The 24,844-nt window shown below is 72.1% G+C and carries 22 protein-coding genes and 1 tRNA gene; 12 read left to right on the forward strand and 11 right to left on the reverse strand.

Going from position 1 to position 24,844, the window contains the following annotated elements; all coding sequences use genetic code 11:
* Positions 1-122 precede the first annotated feature (122 nt).
* From ACSRUE_RS23210 to ACSRUE_RS23220, 3 genes are all read left to right on the forward strand, one after another.
* A complete protein-coding gene (locus tag ACSRUE_RS23210) occupies positions 123-1,430 on the forward strand; it encodes a DUF362 domain-containing protein (RefSeq protein ID WP_012237659.1) in 1,308 nt (435 codons plus the stop codon).
* Between the two features lie 170 nt (positions 1,431-1,600).
* Entirely contained in the window at positions 1,601-1,873 is a 273-nt protein-coding gene (locus ACSRUE_RS23215) for a hypothetical protein (protein ID WP_441292911.1), read from the forward strand.
* Positions 1,854-2,279: a type II toxin-antitoxin system VapC family toxin gene (locus ACSRUE_RS23220; RefSeq protein ID WP_441292912.1), complete on the forward strand. Its 426-nt coding sequence runs from the start codon at positions 1,854-1,856 to the stop codon at positions 2,277-2,279. The genes ACSRUE_RS23215 and ACSRUE_RS23220 overlap by 20 nt, the downstream gene beginning before the upstream one ends.
* A 105-nt stretch (positions 2,280-2,384) precedes the next feature.
* Here ACSRUE_RS23220 and ACSRUE_RS23225 read toward each other — a convergent pair whose 3' ends face one another.
* Entirely contained in the window at positions 2,385-4,436 is a 2,052-nt protein-coding gene (locus ACSRUE_RS23225; protein ID WP_441292913.1) for a B12-binding domain-containing radical SAM protein, read from the reverse strand.
* A gap of 405 nt (positions 4,437-4,841) precedes the next feature.
* Between ACSRUE_RS23225 and ACSRUE_RS23230 the strand changes: the two genes are divergently transcribed.
* The 3 genes from ACSRUE_RS23230 (at position 4,842) to ACSRUE_RS23240 (ending at position 7,875) form a co-directional block, all read left to right on the forward strand.
* Positions 4,842-5,324, forward strand: a complete 483-nt coding sequence (locus ACSRUE_RS23230; protein ID WP_441293119.1) for a DUF6484 domain-containing protein — start codon at positions 4,842-4,844, stop codon at positions 5,322-5,324.
* A gap of 51 nt (positions 5,325-5,375) precedes the next feature.
* Positions 5,376-6,407, forward strand: coding sequence for a synaptic vesicle VAT-1 family membrane protein (locus tag ACSRUE_RS23235; protein WP_441292914.1), 1,032 nt, complete (start codon positions 5,376-5,378; stop codon positions 6,405-6,407).
* 514 nt (positions 6,408-6,921) lie between these two features.
* Positions 6,922-7,875, forward strand: coding sequence for a hypothetical protein (locus tag ACSRUE_RS23240; RefSeq protein ID WP_441292915.1), 954 nt, complete (start codon positions 6,922-6,924; stop codon positions 7,873-7,875).
* A 91-nt stretch (positions 7,876-7,966) separates the two neighbouring features.
* On the opposite strand, the gene ACSRUE_RS23245 is transcribed toward ACSRUE_RS23240, so the two are convergent.
* The 3 genes from ACSRUE_RS23245 to ACSRUE_RS23255 all read right to left on the reverse strand — a co-directional run bounded on the left by ACSRUE_RS23245 (position 7,967) and on the right by ACSRUE_RS23255 (position 9,753).
* Positions 7,967-8,461 carry a hypothetical protein gene (locus tag ACSRUE_RS23245; protein ID WP_441292916.1) on the reverse strand — a complete coding sequence of 165 codons (495 nt, stop codon included), beginning with the start codon at positions 8,459-8,461 and terminating at the stop codon, positions 7,967-7,969.
* Between the two features lie 252 nt (positions 8,462-8,713).
* Positions 8,714-9,448: a sigma-70 family RNA polymerase sigma factor gene (locus ACSRUE_RS23250; RefSeq protein ID WP_441292917.1), complete on the reverse strand. Its 735-nt coding sequence runs from the start codon at positions 9,446-9,448 to the stop codon at positions 8,714-8,716.
* Positions 9,445-9,753 carry a hypothetical protein gene (locus ACSRUE_RS23255; protein WP_437766391.1) on the reverse strand — a complete coding sequence of 103 codons (309 nt, stop codon included), beginning with the start codon at positions 9,751-9,753 and terminating at the stop codon, positions 9,445-9,447. Before ACSRUE_RS23255 ends, ACSRUE_RS23250 begins: the two co-directional genes overlap by 4 nt.
* 167 nt (positions 9,754-9,920) lie before the next feature.
* On the opposite strand from ACSRUE_RS23255, the gene ACSRUE_RS23260 reads away from it, so the two are divergent.
* The 3 genes from ACSRUE_RS23260 (at position 9,921) to ACSRUE_RS23270 (ending at position 14,822) form a co-directional block, all read left to right on the forward strand.
* The gene (locus ACSRUE_RS23260; RefSeq protein WP_441292918.1) at positions 9,921-11,483 is read left to right on the forward strand and encodes a serine/threonine-protein kinase; all 1,563 of its coding nucleotides are present in this window, start codon (positions 9,921-9,923) and stop codon (positions 11,481-11,483) included.
* Positions 11,484-11,672: 189 nt separating this feature from the next.
* Positions 11,673-13,556 carry a serine/threonine protein kinase gene (locus ACSRUE_RS23265; protein WP_441292919.1) on the forward strand — a complete coding sequence of 628 codons (1,884 nt, stop codon included), beginning with the start codon at positions 11,673-11,675 and terminating at the stop codon, positions 13,554-13,556.
* Between the two features lie 3 nt (positions 13,557-13,559).
* Positions 13,560-14,822: a sigma 54-interacting transcriptional regulator gene (locus tag ACSRUE_RS23270; protein ID WP_441292920.1), complete on the forward strand. Its 1,263-nt coding sequence runs from the start codon at positions 13,560-13,562 to the stop codon at positions 14,820-14,822.
* A 2-nt stretch (positions 14,823-14,824) separates the two neighbouring features.
* Here ACSRUE_RS23270 and ACSRUE_RS23275 read toward each other — a convergent pair whose 3' ends face one another.
* The 5 genes from ACSRUE_RS23275 to ACSRUE_RS23295 form a co-directional block, all read right to left on the reverse strand.
* Positions 14,825-15,424 carry a hypothetical protein gene (locus ACSRUE_RS23275; protein ID WP_438037690.1) on the reverse strand — a complete coding sequence of 200 codons (600 nt, stop codon included), beginning with the start codon at positions 15,422-15,424 and terminating at the stop codon, positions 14,825-14,827.
* On the reverse strand, positions 15,421-16,371 hold the full coding sequence (locus ACSRUE_RS23280; RefSeq protein WP_441292921.1) for a nucleotidyltransferase domain-containing protein: 951 nt from the start codon (positions 16,369-16,371) through the stop codon (positions 15,421-15,423). The genes ACSRUE_RS23275 and ACSRUE_RS23280 overlap by 4 nt, the downstream gene beginning before the upstream one ends.
* 685 nt (positions 16,372-17,056) lie before the next feature.
* A tRNA-Thr gene (locus tag ACSRUE_RS23285) sits at positions 17,057-17,128 on the reverse strand.
* Positions 17,129-17,176: 48 nt separating this feature from the next.
* A complete protein-coding gene (locus tag ACSRUE_RS23290; protein WP_441292922.1) occupies positions 17,177-18,136 on the reverse strand; it encodes an alpha/beta fold hydrolase in 960 nt (319 codons plus the stop codon).
* A gap of 125 nt (positions 18,137-18,261) precedes the next feature.
* Positions 18,262-19,041: a peroxiredoxin gene (locus ACSRUE_RS23295; protein WP_441292923.1), complete on the reverse strand. Its 780-nt coding sequence runs from the start codon at positions 19,039-19,041 to the stop codon at positions 18,262-18,264.
* Positions 19,042-19,124: 83 nt separating this feature from the next.
* On the opposite strand from ACSRUE_RS23295, the gene deoC reads away from it, so the two are divergent.
* From deoC to ACSRUE_RS23310, 3 genes are all read left to right on the forward strand, one after another.
* On the forward strand, positions 19,125-20,078 hold the full coding sequence (deoC, locus tag ACSRUE_RS23300) for a deoxyribose-phosphate aldolase (RefSeq protein ID WP_441292924.1): 954 nt from the start codon (positions 19,125-19,127) through the stop codon (positions 20,076-20,078).
* A gap of 64 nt (positions 20,079-20,142) precedes the next feature.
* A complete protein-coding gene (locus ACSRUE_RS23305) occupies positions 20,143-21,669 on the forward strand; it encodes an aldehyde dehydrogenase family protein (protein WP_441292925.1) in 1,527 nt (508 codons plus the stop codon).
* Positions 21,670-21,800: 131 nt separating this feature from the next.
* Positions 21,801-22,640 (forward strand): aldehyde dehydrogenase family protein, encoded by an 840-nt coding sequence (locus ACSRUE_RS23310; RefSeq protein WP_441293120.1) that lies wholly within the window; start codon positions 21,801-21,803, stop codon positions 22,638-22,640.
* 80 nt (positions 22,641-22,720) lie between these two features.
* Here ACSRUE_RS23310 and fmt read toward each other — a convergent pair whose 3' ends face one another.
* Positions 22,721-23,656, reverse strand: coding sequence for a methionyl-tRNA formyltransferase (gene fmt / locus ACSRUE_RS23315; protein WP_437766400.1), 936 nt, complete (start codon positions 23,654-23,656; stop codon positions 22,721-22,723).
* Between the two features lie 78 nt (positions 23,657-23,734).
* Positions 23,735-24,568, reverse strand: coding sequence for a formylglycine-generating enzyme family protein (locus ACSRUE_RS23320; protein WP_437766401.1), 834 nt, complete (start codon positions 24,566-24,568; stop codon positions 23,735-23,737).
* Positions 24,569-24,844 lie beyond the last annotated feature (276 nt).

Below are 24,844 nucleotides of genomic sequence, written 5' to 3' on the forward strand. Positions count from 1 at the left end.
TCGGGCGAGCGCGCGCCTGCGCCGCGCTGCTCCCTGCTGGCAGCGTCTGCACGGAGGCTCCACGCGGACGCCCTGCAACTTCCCGGAACGGGCGACTCCGGACAGGCTATAAGAACCCCGCCATGCCGAAATCGAAGGTCGCTGTGATCCGCACGTCGCCTGCGACGGTGCTCTCGGACTACCACCGGCTGATGAACCTGGCCGGTTACCAGGATGTGGTCGCCAAGGACGCCGACACGGCGCTCAAGGTGAACATCTCCTGGCACTTCTTCTACCCGAGCTCATCCACGACGCCCTGGCAGCTCGAGGGGGTCATCCGGGCGATGACGCAGGACGGGTACTCGAAGGACCTGATCCACGCCTGCCACAACCGCACGGTCGTCATCGACGCCCACCTCGGCGAGCGCGAGAACAAGCAGATCGACGTCGTGCAGGCGCACGGCTTGCGCAACGTCCACCTCTACGAAGGGGAGGAGTGGATCCCGATCGGGGACGCGGTCGGCGATCTGCGGAAGAAGTTCCTCTGTCTGAACGAGGTGTACCCGAAGGGGTTCTCGATCCCGAAGCGCTTCATCGGGGAGAACATCATCCACCTGCCGACGGTGAAGACCCACATCTTCACGACGACGACGGGCGCGATGAAGAACGCGTTCGGCGGCCTCCTGAACGAGCACCGGCACTGGACGCACCCGGTGATCCACGAGACGCTCGTGGATCTCCTGATGATCCAGAAGAAGATCCACCGCGGGGTCTTCGCGGTGATGGACGGGACCTTCGCGGGCGACGGCCCGGGGCCGCGCTGCATGGTGCCGCACGTGAAGAACGTGCTGCTCGCGTCCTCGGACCAGGTGGCGATCGACGCCGTGGCGGCGAAGCTGATGGGGTTCGACCCGCTGCGCGATCTCAAGTTCGTGCGGCTGGCGCACGACCTCGGCCTCGGGACGGGCGACGTGCGCGACATCGAGCTCGTGGGCGACGTGGACGCGGCGAACGAGCAGTGGAACTTCGATGGCCCGTTCAAGGAGATGACGTTCGCCTCGCGCAACCAGCACCGCATCTACTGGGGTCCCCTGAAGAAGCCGATCGAGTGGTCGCTCAAGACGTGGCTCGCCCCCTGGGCCTACGTGGCGTCGGTCACGTATCACGACATGTTCTGGTACCCGCGCTATGCGAAGGAGAAGATGGCCCCTGTGCTGGAGAGCCCGTGGGGGCGCCTCTTCGCGAACTGGGGCAAGGTGCAGCCCGACGCGGCGGGGCAGGGCTACCCGGAGGTCGGCGAGGCGAGCCACGAGCTCGTCCGGAGCGGGGTGAAGCACTTCCTGGAGGGCATGCGCCTCGTGGGGATGGCGGTCGCGGAGTCGCCGGAGATCATGGTCCGCAAGCGGGCGCGCGCGCAGGCGGCCAGCGGGGGCGGGGCGGCGGCGGTGTAGGAGGCCCGGGGGGAGGTCCCTTCGCCGGGGAGCGGGTCGCGGGCGCGCTGATGGGCGTCTGCGAGCCGGCCCAGGCGGGGGGGCCCGCCTGCGCACGGAGAGGGGAACCCCGTGCGCCCTCGGATCGGGGTACGCTTGGCTGTGGTTCGTGCGAACAGGAGGTCGGCCCCGTGACCAGCGTCGAGCAGATTTTCCAGGCCATCCAGGGCCTGCCGGTCCAGGAGCGGCTCCGGCTCATCGAGCGTGTGGTCCATGAGCTCGCGGATGGATCCGCGAGTGAGGGCTTGCCGCGTGAAGCCGAGGCAGCACCCTCCCTGATCGGGCTCTTCGCCGATGACCCCGGGGCCGTCGATGCCATGATGGAGGTTGTCCGGGAAAATCGTCGCTCTTCCAGGCTGCGCGATGTGGAGGAAGAGGATGAGGATGAGCAGGGCTCTCCTTGACACGGACATTCCGTCCGAGATCACCAAGGCCAGGAGCCTGGCTGTCGTGGAGCGCGCGCGCTCGTATATCGCTGCCTACGGCCGCTTCACGTTCTCCGTCGTCTCGGTCATGGAGGTCGTCGCTGGGTACTCGCAGCAGCGAGCCGACCAGAAGACGCGGCGGTTCCTGGAAATGGCACACCGGAGCGATGTCTTGCTGTTCGATGCGACCGCGGCCGAGCTCTCTGGTCGCATCCTGGCCGACCTGCGGATGGCCGGAACGCCGATCGGCGTACCGGATACGATGATCGCCGCGACGGCGATCCATCATGGGTTGCCCCTCGTGACAGGCAACACGTCCGACTACAGCCGTGTTCAATCAGCCGGCTACCCACTGGTTCTGGAGAACTGGAGAGAGCCGGCATGATGCTCACCATCGCCTCAGGTCATGGGCTCGGCCATGCCTCGATGCGCAACGGCGAGCCATCGCGTGATGCGTCGATCGCCGTTCCTGTTCGGGCCGAGGCGAGGCTCAGCGTGCGGCGCTGGTCGCGTGCGACGGCCGTCGCCCCGACGTCACGGCCGGCGCGGCGCCCGCGACGAACCTGACGCGGACCGGCCTCGGCCGGAGCGGCGGCAACGACCGGGCGAGCCGCTCGTAGGCGTCGCGCCCCACGCGCCGCTCCTCGTGGACGAGCGTCGCCCAGATCTCTGCCTCGCGCGCCTCCGCGTGCTCGGCGGCGCGCGGATCGAAGCGCAGCCCGCGCTCGATGGTGCTGGCTCCGGGGATGCTGTCGTCGGGGCGGCGCGCCGCGCGATCGCGGAAGACGCCGGGGCCGAAGCGGTCGTACTGGAGGATCGTGTGCGCGGTCGACACGGCGCCGGCCCACGGGTAGCTGCGCAATGTCCAGCCGCGCGACAGGTCGGAGAGCCGCGTGTCGACGTCGGCGCGCTCGGCGTCGGTCTTCCACGGCTCCCGCGGGACGAAGAACAGGCCGAGCCCGAGCTCGTCGCCCTCGATCGCGAACACCTCGTCGATCCCGAAGCGCTCCGGGGTCTGCGCGACGAGCGAGCCGTGCGTCAGCCCGAACTCGCCGACGATGTAGACCGCGAGCGCCTCCCGCCGCGCGCGCAGGAAGTCGAGCGTCTCGACGGCCTCGGCGTGCGTCTCGGTGGGGAAGTCCGTGAAGCACATCGCCTCGGCGGCCACGCCCGCGGACGCGAGGTGGTCGATGACGTCGGAGACGACCTCGACGGGCGCGCCCTTGTCGATGAGGCCGAGGACGCGCGGCGACGCGGACTCGACGCCGAGCGCGCACGCGACGGCGCCCGCGCGGCGCAGCACGTCCGCGCGCTCCCTGGTCAGGTACTTCTCCGGCTTGAGGTCGGTGGCCCACCGCACGTCGAGGCCGGCGTCGAGGATCGCCTGCGCCATTTTCACGAGCGTCTTCGGCGCGACCGAGTCCTGCGACAGGTAGAAGTGGCGTGTGCCGTGCCGCGCGCCCAGGGCCGCGAGGTGCGCCACGATGGTCTCGACGGCGCGCTCGCGGTACGCCGCCGTGCCGACCTCCGCGAGCCCGTAATGGCAGAAGGTGCATTTGCCCCAGTAGCAGCCCCGCGTCGGGTCGTACGGGAGCACGAGCGCCGGCGCGAGGTACGCGTCGAGGGGGAGCCCATCGAAGTCGGGCGCGGGGAGCGCCTTCAGGTCCTCCATGCCGTGACCGGACGTCCAGCGCGCGCCCATCAGGCGGTCGCGTACCACCACGTTCGGCACGTCCCGGAGCGGCCGGCCCTCGTCGAGCGCGCGCGCGAGCGCGAGGAGGGTGTGCTCGCCCTCGAACAGGCACGCCGAGTCGAACGGGCCGAGCGCGCGCGCGAGCCGCTCCCCCGAGAGCCGGAGGAGCAGCTGCGTGACGCCGGGGCCGCCGCACGTGACGTGCGCGCCGGGCAGCGCCTGCTTGATCTTGTGCGCGAACGCGTACGCGGGCTGGAGCTGGCCCGGGAAGCACACGGAGAGGCCCACGATGTCGGCGCGCGCGTCGCGGAGCCGGGGCACGAGCGTCTGCTGCACCCAGGCGTCGAAGGGGTCGTGCTCCGGCCGGCTCGACCGGGCGATCTCGTCCATCGACGTGAGGCCGAACGGCGTGCGGTACGCCGTGAAGTCGAGCTTGAGCGGGTGGTGCGTGGCGGACACGACGCCGAGCGCCGCGTCGAGCGTCGCGACAGCGCGGGCGTAGGCGTCCGGATCGTAGAAGGCGTCAGGGGAGCGGAGCGTGGCCTTGGCGAGGTCCACCGCCTCCGGGACGGCGTGCGCGTCGCCGCGCGCGCGGGCGAGGGCGAGGTACTCGAGCTGGTCTGTGTGCGCGAGCGCGGGGCGGCGGTCGAGCTCCCCGAGGCGCGCCTCGAGGCGGTCGCGGAGGCCGGCCATGCGCTCGGGCGTGAGGAGCGCGTCGAAGGCCTCGACGTTCGCGTCGACGGGCAGGACCTCCACGCCGTTCGCGCGGAGGAAGCCGGTCAGCATCGGCACCGCGAGGTACGGGGCCGTGGGGTCGCAGGTCGGCGGATAGACAAGCGCGATGCGCATTCGGGGCGGCGGTCTAGCACACCTGGGGGGCGGAGCGTGGGGGCGCCGCCAGGTGGGCCAGTCCCGGGAAGGCCTGTGCGGAAAGCTCGACTCGACCCCCTCCCGAGGGTCGCCTCGTTTCAGCGAGAAATACCGGAGAGCGCTCTGGTAACGTGGAGAACAAGGGGAGAAACGTGGCGGTGAACTGAGGCCGATGGAGGGGATCGCGGGCGCTTCGGGGATGAGGGGGAGCAGAGGAGCAGGGCAATGAGGGACGATGGACGGGCACCGGCGGCGGAGCCGAGCGGCGAGGAAATCCTGATCGAGGAGGGGGAAGGGGAGGCGGCGGTCGCTTGCGGGGAGGGGGCGGACGAGCGTGAGGGGGACGGGGGAGCGATCGAGGGCGTGGAGGGGCTCCTCGAGCTGGTGGTCGCGGCGCACGAGGAGCGCGTCCGGGCGGAGGCTGAGAAGGCTGGGCCGATCGACGGGGTCGTGGTGGGGCGGATCGTCGGGTTCGGAGACAACGGCGAGCCGCTCGTGGAGGCTGCGATCCTCGGAGATGGGGCGCGTGGGGGCATTCCGGCGCGGGCGATGACGGCGCTCGGGCCGGAGGACGAGGGGCGGGAGGTGGCGCTGCTGTTCGAGGGGGGGCGGCGCGACAGGCCGGTGGTGATGGGGCGGATGCACGTGGCGGGGGAGAGCGCGAGCGCCGTCGAGCGCACTGGGGCGACGGCGACCGCGGACGGCGAGCGGCTGGTGTTCACCGCGGAGAAGGAGATCGTGCTCCAGTGCGGCAAGGCCAGCATCACGCTGACGCGCGCCGGGAAGATCTTGATTCGGGGCGCTTACCTGCTTACCCGGTCCTCCGGCGTGAACCGGATCCAGGGGGGCTCGGTGCAGATCAACTGAGCTCCGCGGCGTCCGAGCCGCGGTGAGGCCACGTCGGCAGAGGAGGTGCCCATGCGCAAGATCGTCGTCCACGAGCCCGGCAGCCACGACAAGCTCCGCGTCGAGGAGCACCCCGATCCGGCCCCCGCGCCCGGCGAAGTGCTCGTTGACGTGCGGGCGGCGGGCGTCAACTACGCCGACTGCGTCGTCCGGATGGGCCTTTACGAGTCGGCGAAGAAGTACGTCGGCTGGCCGATCACGCCCGGCTTCGAGTTCTCCGGCACCGTCGCCGCGCTCGGCGAGGGCGTCTCCGATCTGGCGCCCGGGGCGCCCGTCTTCGGCGTGACCCGCTTCGGCGGCTACGCCTCGCGCGTCGCGGTCCCGCGACACCAGGTCTTCCCGCTGCCGGCGCGGCTCACACCGGAGGAGGCGGCCGGCTTTCCGGCGGTGTTCATGACGGCGTACTACGCGCTCTTCGAGCTCGTGCGGCTGCGGCCGGGCATGTCCTTGCTCGTGCACTCGGCCGCCGGCGGCGTCGGCAGCGCGCTCGTGCAGCTCGGCAAGATCGCGGGCTGCCGGGTGGTCGGCGTGGTGGGCGCGGCGCACAAGGTCGAGGCGGCGAGGCGCCTCGGCGCCGACGCGGTGATCGACAAGAGCTGCGAGCCGCTGTGGGCGGCGGCGGAGCGGCTCGCGCCCGAGGGATACGACGTGGTCCTCGACGCGAACGGGGTCGAGACGCTGCGGCAGAGCTACCGGCACGTGGCCTCGGCCGGCAAGCTCGTCGTGTACGGCTTCCACACGATGCTTCCGCGGCAGGGCGGCCGCCCGAGCTATCCGAAGCTCGCTGTCGACTTCCTCCGGATGCCGCGCTTCAACCCGCTCGATCTCTGCAACGACAACAAGAGCGTGCTGGCCTTCAACCTCTCGTACCTGTTCAATAAGACGGAGATCCTGCGCGAGGCGATGGAGCGGCTCGTGGGCTGGGTGGAGGACGGGCGCCTCTCGGCGCCGCCGGTGAAGACGTTCCCGCTGGAGAGAGCGGGCGAGGCGCACAGGGCGATCGAGTCGGGCAGCACCGTGGGCAAGCTGGTGCTGACGATGTAGCGGTGGCTGCTCTCCGCCGCGTCGAGCGGGTTACCGCTGGCAGCGGCCCCCACATAGCCTCCCCGAGGCTGTCGAGAGGCTTCCGGGAGAGCTGAAGCTCTGGGCGGAGGCTGTCGAGAGGCTCCCGGGAGAGCTGAAGCTCTGGGCGGAGGCTGTCGGAGGCCGCCGGGAGAGCTGAAGCTCTGGGCGGAGGCTGCCGAGAGCTGCCGAGAGCCCGGCTGGCCTCTTTTTCTCGTAGTAGCGGACCTCCGCGCACGCAGGACCCGTGCCCGCCGGAGCCGCAAAGAAATCGACAGACCCATGTCGATTTCCGTGACCCGACCGGGGTCGCGCTCCCGATTGATCTCTTCGACGGGACGGAAGGACGCCGGGCGACGGATCCCCTTCGCGCGACGCGCTCGGTCCCGGTGGCCCTGGTCCATCGTTCGCTCGCGCTGCCTGCGCGGCGCGGCGGCGGCTCGGGTCGAACGCAACCAACAGACTCCCTTTTCGAGGAGATTTCAGGAGGAGAGATATGCCTGCTGTGACGAAGTCGAAGAAGCGCTCCGTGACCGCTGCCGCCTCTGGAGAGCCGTCGTACGCTCCGCCCATCTACGATCCGGCGGCTGGCAAGAAGGCGCTCGAGGCGCTCGCCCCGGAGCTCGACCGCCTCGCCGAGGCCGAGCTCATCACCGTGAGGATCGATGTCGAGGCGGCCACGTATGCGGCGCTCGGCGTCGTCGGGTTCGTGTCCTCTCCCGACGTGCGCGCGCGCTTCGCGCGGCTGCCCCGGGAGGAGTTCGACGTCACGCACGTCGACGAGCTGGAACTCGCGTGTTTCGCCGCGCTGCACGCGCTCGCGGAGGCCCGGGCCGCCGGCGCGCTCGAGACGGAGGCGCGGCTGCCGGTCGCGCTGGTCACCGAGGGGCTGGAGGTCGAGGCGCGCATGCAGGCGCTGTGCGAGTACCAGCTCGCGGACGACCCTGCGATCAAGCCGGAGCTCGACCGGCTGCGGCCGGGCACCGGGCACCGCGACCTCGCGAACGATCTGCTCGGCTACGCGCGGATCTACGAGCTGCGCGCCGACGTCGTGAAGGCGGACCCGAAGCACTACCGGGCCGACGACGCGGCGCGCGCGCGGGAGCTGGCCGGGGCGATGATCCAGAAGCTCTCGACGGCGATGACGCCGAGGGCTCGGCAGGCCTTCGACCGGTACGTGCGGGTCTGGACGCTGCTCTGCCTGCGCTACGAGGAGGTGCGGGCGGCAGCGCTGTGGCTGTGGCGGAAGAGCTCGCGCACCCAGGAGCGGTTCCCGTCGCTGTTCGCGGTGGGCAGGCCCAACTCGGCCCGGTCGTCGAGGAAGGAGGCGCCGAAGGGAGGCGAGGGGGACGGGCGCGGTGATGGCGGAGGCGGTGGTGGGAGTGGCAGCGGGGAGGAGCCGGGGGCGACTCCTGTCGTCCCGGAGCTCGTGACGGAGGCCCCTGGCTGAGCTGGTGCCGAGGCGCTGCGCTGCACGCACCCTGGCCTCCGGGCGGAGAGTGTGCTGGAGCGCAGCGCTCGCTCACCCGGGCGGATAGGATTCATCCCTCTGGCGGCTGGGCTTTTGCAGCTTCGAGCGCAGCCACATCGGCGAGGTCCTGTGGCCTCCCTGCCGCGCGCTTGTTTCGCAGCAGATCGGCGAGGCCGAGGAACGGGCAGAGGAGATCCGGCGCAAGCGCGATCTCGACGCGGTTCGGCCACGCTTCTTCGAAGTGGAGCCCGCTCGTGTGGGTGAGCACGTCGATGCGCTGCGGGGGAATGCCGATCTGCAGCCCCACGCCCGGTGTCTCGAGGTCGCGCTCGACGAGGCCCTGGAGAGGCGCGCCGAAGGCGCGCAGAGCCACCATGACACGCGGCGCGTTGTCCTTGGTCGCATCGACCCAGACGTCGAGGTCCTTGGTCGCCCGCGGGCGGCCGTGGAGCGCGACGGCGTACCCGCCCACGATGAGGAAGCGCGCCTCAGCTGCGGATAACTCGTACAATGGATCGCGAAAGTCCGGGCTCAGCGGGGGGAGCATCGGGGTGGGCAAGGGCATGCATCTCCTGGCTCAGCGCCCACGCGGCAAGGACGCGCTCGGCCGGCGACATCTGCGCCCAGAAACGAGCGTCGGCGTCGGCTTCGCCTTCCGGGTCGTTCCGGAAGATCCGTGTTTGCCAGTTTGCCCGCGCGAGCCGCCGTGCTTGGGCGTCCTGCATGCGTCAAGCGTACCTCACGCACGCGCGGCGTGCGAAGGCGGATGGTCGCTGGCTAGCCTGCGTTTTCAGGATGACGATGGGAGCTCCTGGGCTCACCCCGATGTCGCGCCAGCCAACCCCACCCGATCCGGCGCGGCGGCGCCGCCCTGCGCGCGCTCCCGGTCCGCTCGCAGCGCGGCGGCGAACCGCTTCTGGGCCTCCGCGCTGCGCCGCTTCGCGGTCCGCTCCGAGCAGCCGAGCGCCGCGCCGATCGCCTGCCAGGTCCGCTCCTCGACGTGGCGGAGCACGAGGACGCGCCGCTCCTCGTCCGGGAGCCGCGACAGGGCGGCCTCCACCGCGCGGACCGCGCGGTCGTACGTGGCGCGGAGCCGCTCGCCCTCCTCGCCCTGCGCCGTCAGCGCGCGGCCGACGAGGCCGAGCACCGCGGCGGCCGCGACCTGGTCGGCCATCCCGTCGGCCTGCGCGGTCGTCTCGGCGTCGCCGTCGGCGAGCACGTCGCTCGTGTCCTGCGCCGCCTCGGCGGCGTCGTAGCCGTCCTCGCGGGCGGCGCGCCAGTGCTTCGACTCCTGCTGCAGCGCGTCCGACAGCGCGCCGTCGACGCGCCGCCAGGCGTAGACCTGGAAGGGGACGCCGCGGGCGGGATCGTAGCCGAGCGCGGCCTCGTGGAGCGCCTGGACCGCGGCGGAGCGGAGATCGTCGGCCACGTAGTGCGCGCGCGTCCGCCGGAGGAAGTGACCGCAGAGCTTCTCGACGAGCGGCACGGACTCCGCGACGAGCGCCTGCTGGTCGGGGCGGAGGGGCCTCCGCGGCCGATCGCCGTGGCTCATCGGGCGCCGCCTTGCCCTCGCCGCTTGGCTGCGCCCGCCTTCGCCGCGAGCCGCTGCGCCGCCTCGGCCAGCGCCGCGGGCTCGCGCCGGTCGACCTCGCCGCTCGCGGCGGGGGGCGTGCGCGGGCGGAGCCGGTCGACGAGCGGGGCCGCCACGGGATGCGTCGCGAGGAAGCGCGCGGTCAGCGCGCGCAGCGCCTCGAGATCCTCGGCGGGCAGGAGATCGGCGTACGGCGCGACGGCGTGGGCGACGCGGGCCTCGAGGGTCGGATCGCCGTCATCGGGGTCGGGGCGGGGGCTCGACATCGGGCTCCGGGGGCGCGCTGCCCGCGGGCGCTGCATGCGCTCGGCGCGCTTCGCGCGATCGACACCCGACGCTACCGTTCCCAGGGAGGGCCAACAAGGGCAGAGAAGCGAGGAGGGCCGGGCGCTCTTTCGCTATCGTCGGCTGCTGCGAGGTAGGGTGTCGCGAGGTGACGAGCGTCGATGAGCCGTTGAGCCCCGGGGCGCTGTTCCAGGGGCGCTTCCTGATCGAGCGCCTCCTCGGACGCGGCGGCATGGGCGAGGTCTGGGCCGCCCTCGACACGGCGCTCGAGCGGCCGGTGGCGATCAAGATCATCCACCGCGCCCTCGCGGGGGAGGTGCATTACGCCGAGCGTTTCCTCCGGGAGACGAGGCTCGCCGCGCGGGTCGCGCACCCGAATATCGTGCGGCTGTACGACGCCGGCAGGGCCGCGGACGGGCGGCTCTTCATGGTGATGGAGCGCGCCTCGGGCGTGCCGCTGCGGGAGATCATTGCGGGCGGCGCGCGGCTCGATCCGGTGCGCGCGCTCCACTACGCGATCCAGATCGCGGACGCGCTCTCGACGGCGCACGAGGCCGACCTCGTGCACCGCGACGTGAAGCCCGAGAACGTCCTGGTGAGCGACGGCGTGCGCGCGCGGCTCGTCGACTTCGGCGTGGCGAAGGACGCGCGGGGCGTGGGCCTCGGGCTGACAGGGCAAGGGAGGGCGGTCGGGACGTCGCGTTACATGGCCCCGGAGCAGGTCGCCGGGGGCGCCGTGGACGCGCGCGCAGATCTGTATGCGCTCGGCGTGGTCATGTACGAGATGCTGGCGGGGGCGCACCCGTATGCGGTGCTCGACGAGGCGTCGGGCATCGGGGAGACGGAGATCCAGGCGGCGCACGTGCACCTGGAAGCGACGCCCCTGCCGGAGGTGCTCCCGGGGTGTCCGGAGGCGCTCTGGAGCGCGGTGGCCAGGTGCCTTGCCAAGCGGCCCGAAGCGCGGTTTGCGCGGGCGGCGGAGCTCGCGGCGGCGCTGCGCGAGGTGGCGGGGACCGCGGTGACGGCGGAGAGGGCCGTCGACGACGCGGGCGCGCGGCAGCTCCTGAGCGAGGCGGCGGACGCGGCGAGGGAGCGGGCGATCCGCAAGCGCGCGGGGGCGCTTCGGGGGGAGAGGGCGGAGAGCGCGGCGCAGCTGGTGGCGGCGCTGCCGGGGCAGGGGGTGATGCCGGGGAGCGCGGCGCCGGGCGCGGATGCGCGGAGCAGGCTGGCGATGGCGCAGAGGTTCAGGGTGGAACCGGCGTGGGGGCTGGGGGCGGCGAGCGCGGGGAAGGCGCCTGGGACCGGGAGCGAAGCTGCCGCGGGGACGGCACCTTCGCCGGCGCTGCCGGTGGAGGGTGGGGCAGCGCAGACCGAAGTTGAGGCGCAGATTGCGCCGGGAGCAGCGGCGCGCACGACGGGGACGGGGGCGCTCGTGAGCACGGAGAAGTGGGACGGAGCGGCTGCGGCTGGGCCGGGTGCGGGCGCGCCGGTGAGCACGGAGAAGTGGGAAGGGGCGGCCGCCGTCATGGCGGGGGCGGCGGCGGGAGAGCGGTTGGCGAGGACGGAGCCCTGGGAGCAGGCGAAGGCTGGCGCCAGCGTCAGGGCGACATGTGCGGCGCTTTCCAGGACGAGGTGGGGGCTGGTCGTGGCGCTCGTGGTCGGTCTCGTGGCGCTCCTTGCCGTTCTCGTGGTTGCGCTCGTGGGGGTATAAGGCCGTACCATGCCAGCGATCCGCCGATCCACGATGGCCAAGATCAGCGACAGCGGTCCCGTGGCTCTCGCAGGCGCGCTGTTTACCGCGCTGGAGGGGGAGGAGCGCAGGCCAGCGGAGGGGGCCGTCATCCTCGTGGCGTGGGGCGAGCTGCAGGCAACGCAGCCAGCGCGCGGGTGAGGGGGCTGCATGCGGCTCCGCGCAGGTGATCGGGTCGATCACTACACGCTGGTGATGCCCCTCGGCGAGGGCGGTCAGGGCGCGGTGTGGAAGGTCATCGACCCGCGCGAAGGCGGCGTGGTCCGGGCGCTGAAGCTCGTTCGCCTCGAGGAAGCCGGGCGGCAGAGCTTCGATCGCGCCCGGCGCGAGGCCAAGATCCTCGCGTCGGCGAAGCACCCGGCGCTCGTCGCCTGCCACGGCTTCTTCGAGGATCTGCACGCTGGGCTCGTGGGCCTGGTGATGGACTTCGTGCGGGGCCGGTCGCTGGCCGTGGCGGCGAGCGACGGGCAGCTGGACGGCGAACGCGCGCTCGCCGCGCTCGAGCAGGTCGCCTCGGCGCTCGCCTATGTGCACGGCGCGGGGCTCGTGCACCGCGATCTGAAGCCGGACAACGTGCTGCTCGCGGACAGCTTCTGGTCCGACCCGCGGCGACCTGGCGCAGTCAAGCTGCTCGACTTCGGCATCGCGGCATCGGCGGGCAATCCGCGGCCGTTGACGTCGTTGGGGGCGGTGGTGGGCACGATCCCCTACATGGCGCCGGAGCTCGTCGACCCGGCGACGTGGGGGCGAGCCGAGGGACCCTCGCGCGATCTGTTCGCGTTCGGCGTCATGGCGTGGGAGGTCCTGTTCCACAGTCACCCCACCGGCCTTGCGTCGAGCGCGACCCTGGTCGACTTCGCACGCGCTTACAAAGCTGCGCAGGCGGGGCGCATCGTGTGGCCGCCGCGGGGGCCTGCCGGGCCATGGGGCGCAGCGGTGGAGGCCAGTCTCGCGCTGTCGCCGCTCCAGCGGCCGGCGAACGGGGCGGCGCTGTTGGAAATCCTGCGGACGGGCGCTGCGACCGCCAACACGGAGGCAGCCGGCGTACCCGCGGCAGCAGGGACGCTATCACCGCTGCTGTCCGCGCCGACGTTGCCGCACCAGGTGGCGACGGCACCGATGACGTCGCCGCCGGTCCCGGCCGTGGCCATCACGCAACCGGCGAAGATGACGCCGCCGCGGGCTGCGCCCGTGCCCGCGACACAACCGGCGAAGATGACGCCGCCGCGGGCTGCGCCCGTGCCCGCGACGCAACCGGCGAAGATGACGCCGCCGCCGATTGCGAGCGTGATCAATACGCAGCCGCAGAACCTCTCCCCGCCGCCGGCCCCGCCTGCGCATGGCTCATCGCCGGCTGGACGGCGAGCCGGGTGGAGGCTGGCGACGCTCGCTCTCGTGATCTCGGTGATCGGCGTCGCGACGGCATGGATCGCGGGCGGCGGTATCGAGCTCCTCGTCTCCCTCGTCGCCTCGCGAGAGGAGCCGATGGCTGGGAGCATTCCGCCCCTCTCGCCGCCGTCTGACGCGTCCACCGTGCCGGAGCCACCGCAGGTGCCAGCCGCTACCACCCCGGAGCTCGAGGCGTGTTGCCCGTCGCACATGGTATGCAAGGGGCCGACGAAGCTCCGCTGCCCCCGGTGCACCGGCGCGGCTCCGCCGCTGCCCAGAGCCGCGCTGTGGTGGTTGCGCTTGTCGAGCGTGTTCGGTCCCGACACTCAGGACATGACCAGGTCCCGCCCTTACTCCAAAGTGTGCATGCGCATCGGCGATCCGCCCGTGTGTGCGCCGTTCTTCAAGATCGGGTCGCGGAACGGTGACGAGGTCAATCGCCTCGCCGTGACCACCGAGGACGTCGAGGACATGAGGATCCAGTTCTCCATCGACGACGGCGCGTACCTGCCGGGGCGCGTGAGGAGCCCGCCTGTGCTCGTCTCGGCGCTGTGCGGGGGGCTCTACGTGTACATCGGCGATCCCGAGAGGGGCGCTATCAAGCTCGCCGTCTACCTCGATCCCAGGACGAGCGAGGGGCCCTGAGCCATGCGCGCCGACAGCCGTTCCCAGCCCACGACCGAGGAGCACCGGCCCCCGTCGGCGGGCGACGGGGAGTGCGGTCACCCCGTTCTCCTCGCGGCCTTCCCCGGGGCCGTGGCCCTGCCTATCCCCGCGTCCGGCGAGGTCGTCGGCCGCGCCTGGCTCGTGTCGGCAGGCCTCCCTGACGCCGAGGTGTCGGGCCGGCACCTCGGCTTCTCCCGGACGGGAGGTCGCCTTCAGGTCGAGGACGTCGGCTCGCGCAACGGCACGTTCCTCAATGGCGTTCCGCTCCGCGCACGGCAGCGGATGGGCCTCGATGACGGCGACGTCGTGCGCCTCGGCAAAACGCTTCTGGTCTACCGCGAGGCCTTCACCGGCGCCCTGTCGCCGGCGCCGCCGCTCGGTCGCCTCGTGGGCCCGTGGGGTCTCACCGCGGTGCGTGCGGAGCTCCTCGCGCTGGCCGCGCGTCGCGAGGTCAACGTGCTCCTCCAGGGCGAGACCGGCACGGGCAAAGAGCTCCTCGCCGAGGCCGTCGTCGAGGCCCTCGGGCGCCGGGGCAAGCCGTTCGCGGCCGTCAACGTCGCTGGGATCCCCGCAAGCGTCTTTGAAGGCCAGCTCTTCGGCTGGAAGAAGGGCGCCTACTCCGGCGCTGTGGGCGATAGCCGCGGCGTGCTCCGGGCGCACCAGGGGGGCGCCGTGTTCCTCGACGAGATCGGCGAGCTGCCGCTCGAGGTGCAGCCGAAGATCCTGCGCCTGCTCGAGAACCGCGAGATCCTCCCGGTGGGCGAGGACCGTCCGGCCCGGGTCGAGGTGGCGCTCATCGCCGCCACGAACCGGGCTCTCGAGGCGATGGTGGAGCGGGGCGCGTTCCGTCGCGACCTCCTGGCGCGGTTCCTCGTTCGGATCGATCTCCTGCCGCTGCGGGAGCGGCCAGAGGACGTCTTTGCCGTGCTCCAGGCGTTGCGCGAGCGGCGGGGCGCGCCCTTCGATCCGCGGGAGACCGAGGTGGAGGCGGTCGAGCGGCTCATGCTGGAGAGGTGGCCGGCGAACGTGCGTGACGTGGATCGTCTCGCGGCGATGATCGGCCCTTCGGCGCCGCTCACGCAGCACGCGGTCGAGCGGGTGCTCGGCCCGCTCGCCGCCCGGGTGGCGCTGACCCGGGAGGCGGCGGAGCAGGTGCTCGCGGAGTGCAGGGACAACCAGTCGGAGGCGGCGCGCCGGCTCGGCGTATCGCGGGGCAAGCTGCGCAGGCTGCTGGGGCTGGCCTGAACCTACGCCGAGGGCGCGGCGAGGGCGGTGGCGCTCGCGAAGTCGCTCGAGAGCTGCCGAGAGACGCGCTCGAAGCGGAGCTGTCCCTTCGTGTCCCGGTCGGTCCAGTACCAGCCGCTGAGCTCCGTGGGGTTGGGCCCGTGGACCCAGAGACACACGGCCCCGCGGTGAATACGGCTGCGCTCATGGAGGAGCAGGTCAGGATCGTTGCGGTAGATGGCCGCGAGCAGGAACTCGCCGTCCACCTTGTCGAGACGCGCGGCGATGCTCGCGGAGCGGGACTCGGCGGTGAAGGTCCGGGTCTCGATCCTGGAGAACGCCTGGTCGAGGACGAGGAAGATGGTGCGCGCCTCGCCCTTCGCGGGCGTGAGCTCGCCTCGCCAGGTGCCCCGCAGAACAGGCCTGCTCACCGGCCAGGGATGCAGCAGGCCGAGCCGCCACAGCCACACGTCCCAGAGCAGAATCATGACGGACATCGCCGACACCACGGCCGACAGGGGGGTGAAGAACGACAGCGGCAGGACCCAGCCATGCCCGCTCAGGGAGAGCGCCCAGATGGCGGCGCCGAGGAGCACGAGGATCGTGAGCGACGCGCGGTTCATCGGGGGAGCGGCTCCGTGCCACGAACCCGCGGCCATGCCGCCTTCAGGAACGCATAGGCCTGCTCTGGCGTCCGCCGCGCCGGCCCGTGGAAGAGCGGCTGCATCCCGCTCACCTCGGTCAGCGAAGAGCTCTCGGAGCCGGGCTGGGTGGCGCGCAGCAGCCAGCTCAGGACGGCCTTCGTGTCCTTCATATAACCACCATCCTCCTGGTTGAAGTGCGTGTCCGGTACGTTGTGGACGAGGCACTCGAGGACGAACGAGCTCACCTGTCCGGCGGCGCTCTTTTGCCCGGCATCTCCCTGCGCTGCCATGTCGGCGCGCAGGTGCTTGAAGATGCGGACCAAGCGCTTGAACCGCCTGTTGGTCGCGTCGTTCTTTGCGACGCCGCGCTTGTAGTGCTGGTCCGGCCAGTTGATGATGCGCAGTGTGGGCGCGTTGCGCGGGCGCAGCTCGACGCCATCGAAGTATTCCCAGTCTCCAACTGCAGTCTTCCTGCCGGTATAGCGGCGGTGTTTCAGGAACACCGCCACGTCGGCGTCGAGCCGAGCGCCGGAAGCGCGGACGTCGAAAGCCTTGTTTCCGGCGGCGACGCTGCTGGCGCCGAACTCGGCCCGGAGCGCCGCCTCGACGTCGTTGCGGAAGGAGTCGAAAGAGTAGTCCGAACCCTGGATCCCGAGCATTTTCTGCGTCACCGAGCCGTCGGCAGGAAATGCGTAGAAGGCAACGTCGTGCAGCACGACGGCTACGTCGATGTCGCTGTCGGTGCGCGTGTTGGTGTTGTTCCGGTAGGAGCCGGTGACGGAGACATCGATCTTCTTGTGCTTCAGGTTCGACGCGCTGCGAATCGCCTTCTTGATGGCCTCGCAGGCGCGGCTACCCCGCTCCTCGTCGGTGGCGTCGATCGTCTCGGCCCACTCCTTGAGCGTCTGATCCCAGTTCCTCGACATGGTTCATCCCGTCCTGGGTGCGCCCCGAGCCTGCCCTGAATGCAGAGCACCCATCGCTCCGGCACAGGCACGAGCCCGTCGCACCCAGCCGGGCTCTTCAGCACCCGTCGTGCCGGCTCGATCGGGGGCGAAATCCACGGAAATGCTCGTCTGGGAGCGGGCTAGAGGCGGATCGCGATCAGGCGGCGAGCTGTTCGCGATCAGAGCAGGCCCGAAGGCAAGGTGGCGAACCGTCGAGGCGATAGACCTGCGACGCCTCGAAAAGGACTCGACAACGGTCGCAAAGTTCCGGCCTCGTGGCCCACGGCCTTGCGCGCGGCCAGCAGTCTCCCTGCGCGCTTCGTCACGAGCTCCGTCTGCGCTGCGCCTTGACGGAGCTCGCCGTCGCTCTCTGGACGAGCTCGTGGGAGCCTCCGCCTTGGAGCGGCGGCGAAGTTCTCCACCGCCGGAAGGCGACGTCCGCAGGGGGCGCTCGACATCGAGCGACAAGAAGCGACTACACCAGCGCGCCCCGCAGAGGCGCGCTATCTGGAACGCCGGCCGGTAGAGCCACGGTTTCGTGAACCGTAGATCTCGGCTTCACGAGCTCCCCAGCCACAGAGCTCGTCGCGCTGCTCAGACCACCCAGGGCCAGCGGCCTCCTGCTCACCCACTAGGGTGAGCGAACACGCTGGCATTCACTTTGAGCCACCTTCGAGATTTGAACTCGAGACCTACGGTTTACGAAACCGTTGCTCTACCACTGAGCTAAGGTGGCACGCCTCTCGTCGAGGAGGCGCGCAGATTACCCACTCGCCCCGCCGAGTCAAGCTCTTTTATTTTCGTCCTCGAGCGATCCGGCTTCGCTCGCTGCCGCCGCTGCTTCGGCCGCTTCGGCGCCCTCCCTGATCCCCGCGCCCGCCGTGCCCCCGGCGTCTCCTCCCGCGGCGAAGAACTCGCCCAGCCGCTCCGCCAGCTCCGCCGCCGCCGACCAGTGCATCATGTGCCCGGCCTCCGGCAGCTCGACGTGCTCCGCGCGCTTGAGCCTCGCCACCCGCTCCGCTTCGTCCTCCGGGTGCCACCCCGTCGGCCCGCCGCTCACGAGCAGCGTCGGGCACGCGATGCGCTCCAGGAACGTCATGAACGCCTCCACCTGGAACAGCAGCGGCGAGGTCGTCCGGTGCATCGGATCGTACGCCCACGCGAGGCCGCCGTCCGGCGCTTCCCGCGTGAGCAGCGGCGCGCGCGTCGCCAGCACGTCGCGCGGCACGCGCGGGTGGTTCGCCACGAGCCGCGCGATCGCGTCCTGCATCGACGAGAGCTTCCGCGGCGCGCGATCGAGCTCCGCCATCTGGCGCAGCCACGCCTCGACGCGCGCGACGGCGACCTCGGGGCCGCTCGCCGGCGGCCCCATGCCTTCGAGCAGCGCCAGGCGCTCGACGCGGCCGGGGCACGCGCCCGCGTAGTACACGGCGACCGCGCCGCCCATCGAGTGGCCCACCACGCCGAGCCGCGCCGGCGCGAGCGCGTCCACGAGCGCCGCGACGTCGGCGATGTAGTCGGGGAAGTAGTAGTAGCTGCCCGCGCCGACGCGGGCGCTCCGGCCGAACCCGCGCAGGTCCGGCGCGACGACGTCGTGCCCCGCCCGCGCGAGCGGCTCGGCCACGAGGTCCCACGTGCTCCCGGCGTCGAGGAAGCCGTGGAGCAGCAGCAGCGTGAGGCCCGTCGGCCGCGCGTGGTCGTCGCGGAAGCGATGGACGCAGAGATCCAACCCGTTGGTGTTCAAAAATTCCGACGACCTACGCACCACGCGCGCGCTCCCGTCTGCAGATCTCCCGTCAGCCCTCCGCGCGGCCCGCGCGGTCCGCGCGCGACCCGCCGGCGCTCCTGCGCCGGGTGCGCGCGCGGGCGTCACCGCCTCGCCGGCGAACCTTTCGCCGGCGGACCTTTCGCCGGGGGCGCCGCGGGGGCCGCCGGGGGCAGCACCGTCCCCGTCGCGACCGGCGCGGCCGTGGCCGGATCCACCGCTCCCGCAGGCGCCGCCGGGGGCGCCGCCCCGGTGGCGGCCGGCGCCGCGGTGTCCGCCCCGGCCGGCGCTGCGCTGCCCGACGGCGCCGGCGCGACCGGGAGCGCGGCGCCCGTGAGCTGCGCGGCGTCCTTCAGCACCTCGTCCGCGTGCACGCCGGGATCCACGTCCGGATAGACCTTCGCGACCTTGCCGTCCGGATCGACGAGGAACGTCACGCGCGCCGTCGTCCCGAGCCGCATCGGCACGCCGAACGCAGTGGCCCACGCGTGATCTGTGTCGACCAGGATCGGGAACGGCAGCTTGTGCTCGACCGCGAACGCCTCGTGCGACTCGCGGGTGTCGGAGGACACGCCGAAGACCTGCACGTTGGCCTGCTTGAAGCGATCCCACGCGTCGCGGAACGCGCACGCCTCCTCGGTGCAGCCCGGCGTCCCGTCCTTCGGATAGAAGTACACGACCACGGCCCGACCCCGCTGGTCGGACAGCCGCTGGATCGCGCCGTGCTGATCGGCGGCGAAGACGTCGGGCGCCGTCGCGCCGACCGGAAGAAGCCCTTGTCCACCATCGGGTCGCTCGGCCGCGCCACACCCGAGCAGCGAGGCAAAGGCAAAGACGACAGCAAGTACGACAAAAACGACGGCAATCGGGAAGCGTCTCTTCATCTCAGAGCGGCACGTTAGCATGCACTCGGTGGGATCGATCCGAAGCTTCTGGTACGTTCCCGCGCCACCAGGAGACGAGGCCGATGGCGATCTTCGGAAACGACGGCGGCGCCGCGCCCGGCGTGGTGCGCCAGGGCAGGGAGGTTACCTACCCCGATTTCTCTTCGCCCACCGTGGATAAGGTCATGGTCGAAGAGCGCGCAGCCGGGCTCGGCAAAAGGAGCATCAAGGGCCCCGCCAAGGTCGCCGGCCTCAAGCTCGCCATCTCGATGATGGACCTCACCACCCTCGAGGGGAAAGACTCCCCGGGAAAAGTTGAGCAGCTCTGTCAGAAGGCGCTTCGACCCCACGAGCGCGCGGACATCCCTTCCTGTGCGGCGGTGTGCGTCTATCCGAAGCTCGTCCCCGTGGCGAAGCGAGCGGTCTCGGGCTCGGCGGTCAAGGTGGCCAGTGTGGCGACCGCCTTCCCGAGCGGCCTCTCCACGCTCGCCGTCAAGCTCGCCGACGTCCGCCAGGCGGTCGAGCTCGGCGCCGACGAGATCGACATGGTGATCGACCGCGGCGCGATGCTCTCCGGCGAGTACGGCGCGGTGTACGACGAGATCGCCGCGACCAAGGAGGCGTGCGGGCACGCGCACCTCAAGGTGATCCTGGAGACGGGCGAGCTCGGGACCTACGATCGCGTCCGCAAGGCGAGCCGCATCGCGATGCTCGCGGGCGCCGACTTCATCAAGACCTCGACCGGGAAGATCACGCCGGCGGCGACGCCTCCGGTGACGCTGGTGATGCTGGAGGCGATCCGCGATCACGCGCAGGCGACCGGGCGGCGCGTCGGGATGAAGCCGGCCGGCGGGATCCGCACCGCGAAGCAGGCGCTCCACTACCTCGTGCTGGTCAAGGAGACCCTCGGCGACGCCTGGCTCACGAGCGACCTGTTCCGCTTCGGCGCGTCGACGCTCCTCAACGACGTGCTCATGCAGCTCGAGAAGGAGCGGACGGGCGCCTACCAGAGCGGGGACTATTTCAGCAAGGACTGACCGGGCCGCGAGGGCGGGTCCGCGTCGGTGTTCAACCCGCGGTCGCGGGCGTAAAGTGCGCCGCATGAGCGACAACAGCACCGCCGCGGCTGGCGGCGACGGGGGCTCGCCCCGGGACGCGACCGCGGCGCGCGACGCGGCCGTCGTGTTCGGCGACGCCTGGCGCTACGCGCCGGCGCCCGAGGGGCGCGACCACGTGACGATCGCGCCGCGGTACGAGCTCTTCATCGGCGGCGCGTGGCGCGCTCCGGCCTCGGGCCGCTACCTCGACAGCATCAGCCCGTCGACCGAGGAGAAGCTCTGCGAGTTCGCCGAGGCCTCGGAGCAGGACGTCGATCTCGCCGTGCAGGCGGCGCGGGCCGCGTACGAGAAGCACTGGTCGCGCATGCGCCCGCTCGAGCGCGGCAAGTACATCTACCGCATCGCCCGGGCCCTCCAGGAGAAGGCGCGCGAGCTCGCCGTCGTCGAGTCGCTCGACGGGGGCAAGCCCATCAAGGAGTCCCGCGACGTCGATCTCCCGCTCGCGGCCGCGCATTTCTTCTACCACGCGGGCTGGGCGGACAAGCTCGAGCACGCCTTTCCCGGGCGCGATCCTCGGCCGCTCGGCGTCGCGGGTCAGGTCATCCCGTGGAACTTCCCGCTGCTCATGGCGGCGTGGAAGCTCGCCCCGGCGCTCGCGGCGGGCAACACGTGCGTGCTCAAGCCCGCCGAGACGACGCCGCTCACCGCGCTGCTCCTCGCGAAGATCATCGAGGAGGCCGATCTCCCGCCCGGCGTCGTCAACGTGGTCACGGGCGCGGGCGCGACGGGCGCGGCGGTCGTCGGCCACCCCGGCGTCGACAAGGTCGCGTTCACCGGGTCGACCGAGGTCGGCAAGCGCATCCAGCGCGCGCTCGCCGGCACCGGGAAGCGGCTCACCCTCGAGCTCGGCGGCAAGGCCGCGAACATCGTGTTCGAGGACGCGCCGCTCGATCAGGCCGTCGAGGGGATCATCGGCGGCATCTTCTTCAACCAGGGCCACGTCTGCTGCGCGGGCTCGCGCCTCCTGGTCGAGGAGAGCGTCCACGACGCCCTCCTCTTCAAGCTGCGCGAGCGCATGGGGACCCTGCGCGTCGGCGATCCGCTCGACAAGAACACGGACGTGGGCGCCATCAACTCGCGGGCGCAGCTCGCGAAGATCGAGGAGCTCGTGGCGGCGGGGGAGCGCGAGGGGGCCGCGCGCTTCTCGGTGAGCTGCGCGCTCCCGCAGCGGGGCTACTGGTTCGCGCCGACGCTCTTCACGGGCGTCGCGCAGTCGCACCGGATCGCGCGCGAGGAGATCTTCGGCCCGGTGCTCTCGATCTTGACCTTTCGCACGCCCGAGGAGGCGATCGAGAAGGCGAACAACACGATGTACGGGCTGTCGGCGGGCGTCTGGACCGGCAAGGGCTCGAAGAGCTTCTGGGTCGCGCAGCGACTCCGCGCCGGCGTCGTCTGGGCGAACACCTTCAACAAGTTCGATCCCAGCGCGCCGTTCGGCGGCTACAAGGAGAGCGGCTTCGGCCGCGAGGGCGGGCGCCAGGGGCTGCTCGCCTACCTCGAGGTGGACTGATGGCGCTCGGCGACCAGGACAGCGGCGGCGACGAGGGGCGCACGTCGATCGGCGAGCGCGCCGGCGCGGCCGCGCTCGACGCTCCTCCGGGCGAGGCGCGCGCGCGGGTCGGCGTGCGCAAGGCGTACAAGATGTTCGTGGGCGGCGCGTTCGTGCGCTCGGAGTCCGGGAGGTACACGCAGGTGCGCGATCACGGAGGCGCGGGCGCGGTCGAGAACATCCCGCGCGCCTCGCGCAAGGACGGGCGCGACGCCGTGCTCGCGGCGGCCGGCGCGCTCGGCGGCTGGTCGGCGCGCGCCGCGTACAACCGCGGGCAGATCCTCTACCGCCTCGCCGAGATGCTCGAGGCGCGGCGCGCGGAGCTCGCGGCCTCGCTCGAGCGCGGCGGGCAGGGCGCCGGCGCGGCCGAGCGCGAGGTCCTGGCGGCGATCGATCGCGCGGTCGCCTATGCGGGCTGGGCCGACAAGTACCAGAGCCTCTTCGCGAGCCTGAGCCCCGTGTCCGGACCGCACTTCACCTTCACGGTGCCCGAGCCGATGGGGGTCGTCGTCATCGCGGCGCCGCCGCGGCCGGCGCTGCTCGGCCTCGCGGGCGCTCTCCTGCCGGTGATCACCGCCGGCAACACCTGCGTCGTGCTCGCGAGCGAGGCGGATCCGCGCACGGCGCTCGTCCTCGGCGAGGCGCTCGCCACGAGCGATCTCCCGGGCGGCGTCGTCAACGTCCTCACCGGCCAGCTCGCGGAGGTGCTGCCGCACCTCGCCGCGCACATGGACGTCGCCGCGCTCGATCTGCACGGCGTGGACGCGGCGCTGACGAAGCGCCTCGAGGAGGCGGCCGCGGCCAGCGTCAAGCGGGTGCGCGTCCGATCGCTCGGCGAGGCGGAGTGGTTCGACGACAGGGCGGCGACGTCCCCCCGCTGGATCGAGCGGTTCGTCGAGATGAAGACGATCTGGCACCCGGCCGGGCCGTGACGCGGGCGGCGCTCAACGACCGGGCGCCGTGACGCGGGCGGCGCTCATCGACGGCGTGCCGTGAACGGCGCCCGGGGCGCTCATCGACCGAGCACCATCCCCGTCTGGAGCGTCCGCCCGGCGACGAGGTCCGCCGCCGCGAGCGGCTTCCGCCCCTCGGCCTGGGCTCGCACGATCTGGATCGCGCCCGCGCCGCAGGCGACGATCACGACGCTGCGGCCGGCCATCACCACGGTCCCCGGCGGCGCGCCGGCCTGGTCGGCCTCGCTCTCGACACGCGCGGCCAGCACCTTGAGCGCCTTGCCGTCGATCGTCGTGAAGGCGCCTGGCCACGAGGTCATCCCCCGGATGTGGTCGTGGATCTGCCGGGCGCTCCGCTCCCACCGGATGCGCCCGTCTTCCTTCTTCAGGAGCGCCGCGTGCGTCGCCGCCTCGTGGTCCTGCGGCGTCAGCGCGAGCTCGCCGTCCACCGCGCGGCGGAGGTCCTCGCGCACGACGCGCGCGGCGAGCGCCCCGAGATCGATCGCGAGCTCGTCGGCGGTCGTGTCCGGGCCGATCGGCGTCCGGCGCACCGCGTAGACCGGCCCCGTGTCCATGCCCTCGTCCATCTGCATCAGCGAGATGCCCGTCTCGGTCTCGCCCCCGACGATCGCCCAGGTGATCGGCGCGGCGCCGCGGTAGCGCGGCAGGATCGACGCGTGCAGGTTCATGCAGCCGCGCCGCGGCGCCTCGAGCACCGCCTTCGGCAGGATGCGCCCGTAGGCGATCACCAGCGCGACGTCCGCGCCGGCGCCCGCGACCCACGCGGCGAACTCGGGCGTGCGGACCTTCTCGGGCTGCAGCACGGGCACGCCGAGTTCCAGCGCCTTCACCTTCACCGGCGGCGCCTTCAGCTCGAGCCCGCGACCGGCCGGCCGATCCGGCTGACAGACGACGCCGACGACGTCCGCGATCGACGCGAGCGCCTCGAGCGACGGCACGGCGATGGCGGGGGTACCGAAGAACAGGGCGCGCACGCCCTGGCTTCTAGCAGGACATGCGCCCGTCGTGCCGCCTTCTTCGCTCGCGGCGAGCGCCGCCGTGGAGGCTCGGCCTCAGGGCCCGGGCGCTCGGCGCCCGCCGCGCTCTTCGTCCGCCTCGCGCGCCGCCGCGCCGCGCGAAGGGAGAGCCGAGCGCGGATCGGCGCAGCAGCGGAAGCCGGTCTCGTAGAACACGAACTTCGGATCGTGCGCGTCGTTCGTCCCGCGGCAGCCCGTCCACGGCTTGGCCCAGAAGCCGCCCATGAGCGCGCCTGGCCACCGGCGGCCGCGGCGCGAGGCGACCCACTCCTCGACGTTGCCCATCATGTCGAAGACGCCGAAGGTCGAGGCGCACCCGGGATGGGAGCCGCTCGGCGCGCCCTGCCAGAGCCGCTCGACCTCGCGCTGCGCCGCCTCGCCGGAGGCGCCGAGCTTCCGCTCGTCGACCGGCCGCCAGGCCTTGCCGCTGTTGCAGACCGCCTTGTCCACGCGCCAGCCGTAGGCGAGGGGACGCCGCTCGGGGCCCTCGCACGCGAGCTCCCACTCCTGCTCGGCGCACACCCGCTTGCCGCGCGCGGCGCACCACGCGGTCGCCGTCTCGAACGACTGCATGACGAGCGGCTTCGCCCCCCGCTGGTTCGGCGCCTCGAACTGGTCCATGCACACGGAGATCTCGGTCGACGGCCCCTCCTCGGCCGTGATGTCCTCCCAGTACGCGAAGCAGTGGGTCGCCTTGCCGCTCTTGACCGGCTCCACGCAGACGTGCTGCACCTCGTCGCGGTGCGTGCCGGTGACGAGCCGCATGTCCGCCGGGCACGCCGGGCTGGGCCCAGGATCGAGCGACGGCGCCGCCGGAAGGCCGAGCATCGCGATCGCGAGCGCGCCGAGGCCGAGCAGGGGATCGATCATCGTTCAGCGAGGGCCAGGGTGTCGCTCCGTGCCGGGCGCAGCCTCGGCCTCGCCGCGGCGCGCGGCAAGGCCGAGGCGCGCCTCCTCGGCGCGCCTCGTTGACCCGGCCGCCGAGGTTCCTGCGCCGCGTCGCGCGCGCCAGGTGGTGACGAGCGCGACGAGCGAGCGCTGCAGGTCGGAGTCGGAGCTGACCACCCGCAGCGTATCCACATTCAAAAAAATGGCCAGGGCTGTGGCACGCGGCATGCGCCGTGTCTATGGTGAGTTCCCGTAGCC

It is taken from the genome of Sorangium sp. KYC3313, assembly GCF_052075895.1.
Taxonomy (GTDB): domain Bacteria; phylum Myxococcota_A; class Polyangia; order Polyangiales; family Polyangiaceae; genus Sorangium; species Sorangium cellulosum_B.

Coding starts and splice junctions, on each gene's coding strand:
- ACSRUE_RS23210 (WP_012237659.1), top strand. CDS start 123: ATGCCGAAATCGAAGGTCGCTGTGATCCGCACGTCGCCTGCGACGGTG.
- ACSRUE_RS23220 (WP_441292912.1), top strand. CDS start 1,854: ATGAGCAGGGCTCTCCTTGACACGGACATTCCGTCCGAGATCACCAAG.
- ACSRUE_RS23225 (WP_441292913.1), bottom strand. CDS start 4,436: ATGCGCATCGCGCTTGTCTATCCGCCGACCTGCGACCCCACGGCCCCG.
- ACSRUE_RS23235 (WP_441292914.1), top strand. CDS start 5,376: ATGCGCAAGATCGTCGTCCACGAGCCCGGCAGCCACGACAAGCTCCGC.
- ACSRUE_RS23240 (WP_441292915.1), top strand. CDS start 6,922: ATGCCTGCTGTGACGAAGTCGAAGAAGCGCTCCGTGACCGCTGCCGCC.
- ACSRUE_RS23245 (WP_441292916.1), bottom strand. CDS start 8,461: ATGCCCTTGCCCACCCCGATGCTCCCCCCGCTGAGCCCGGACTTTCGC.
- ACSRUE_RS23250 (WP_441292917.1), bottom strand. CDS start 9,448: ATGAGCCACGGCGATCGGCCGCGGAGGCCCCTCCGCCCCGACCAGCAG.
- ACSRUE_RS23255 (WP_437766391.1), bottom strand. CDS start 9,753: ATGTCGAGCCCCCGCCCCGACCCCGATGACGGCGATCCGACCCTCGAG.
- ACSRUE_RS23265 (WP_441292919.1), top strand. CDS start 11,673: ATGCGGCTCCGCGCAGGTGATCGGGTCGATCACTACACGCTGGTGATG.
- ACSRUE_RS23270 (WP_441292920.1), top strand. CDS start 13,560: ATGCGCGCCGACAGCCGTTCCCAGCCCACGACCGAGGAGCACCGGCCC.
- ACSRUE_RS23275 (WP_438037690.1), bottom strand. CDS start 15,424: ATGAACCGCGCGTCGCTCACGATCCTCGTGCTCCTCGGCGCCGCCATC.
- ACSRUE_RS23280 (WP_441292921.1), bottom strand. CDS start 16,371: ATGTCGAGGAACTGGGATCAGACGCTCAAGGAGTGGGCCGAGACGATC.
- ACSRUE_RS23295 (WP_441292923.1), bottom strand. CDS start 19,041: ATGAAGAGACGCTTCCCGATTGCCGTCGTTTTTGTCGTACTTGCTGTC.
- deoC (WP_441292924.1), top strand. CDS start 19,125: ATGGCGATCTTCGGAAACGACGGCGGCGCCGCGCCCGGCGTGGTGCGC.
- ACSRUE_RS23305 (WP_441292925.1), top strand. CDS start 20,143: ATGAGCGACAACAGCACCGCCGCGGCTGGCGGCGACGGGGGCTCGCCC.
- ACSRUE_RS23310 (WP_441293120.1), top strand. CDS start 21,801: ATGTTCGTGGGCGGCGCGTTCGTGCGCTCGGAGTCCGGGAGGTACACG.
- ACSRUE_RS23320 (WP_437766401.1), bottom strand. CDS start 24,568: ATGATCGATCCCCTGCTCGGCCTCGGCGCGCTCGCGATCGCGATGCTC.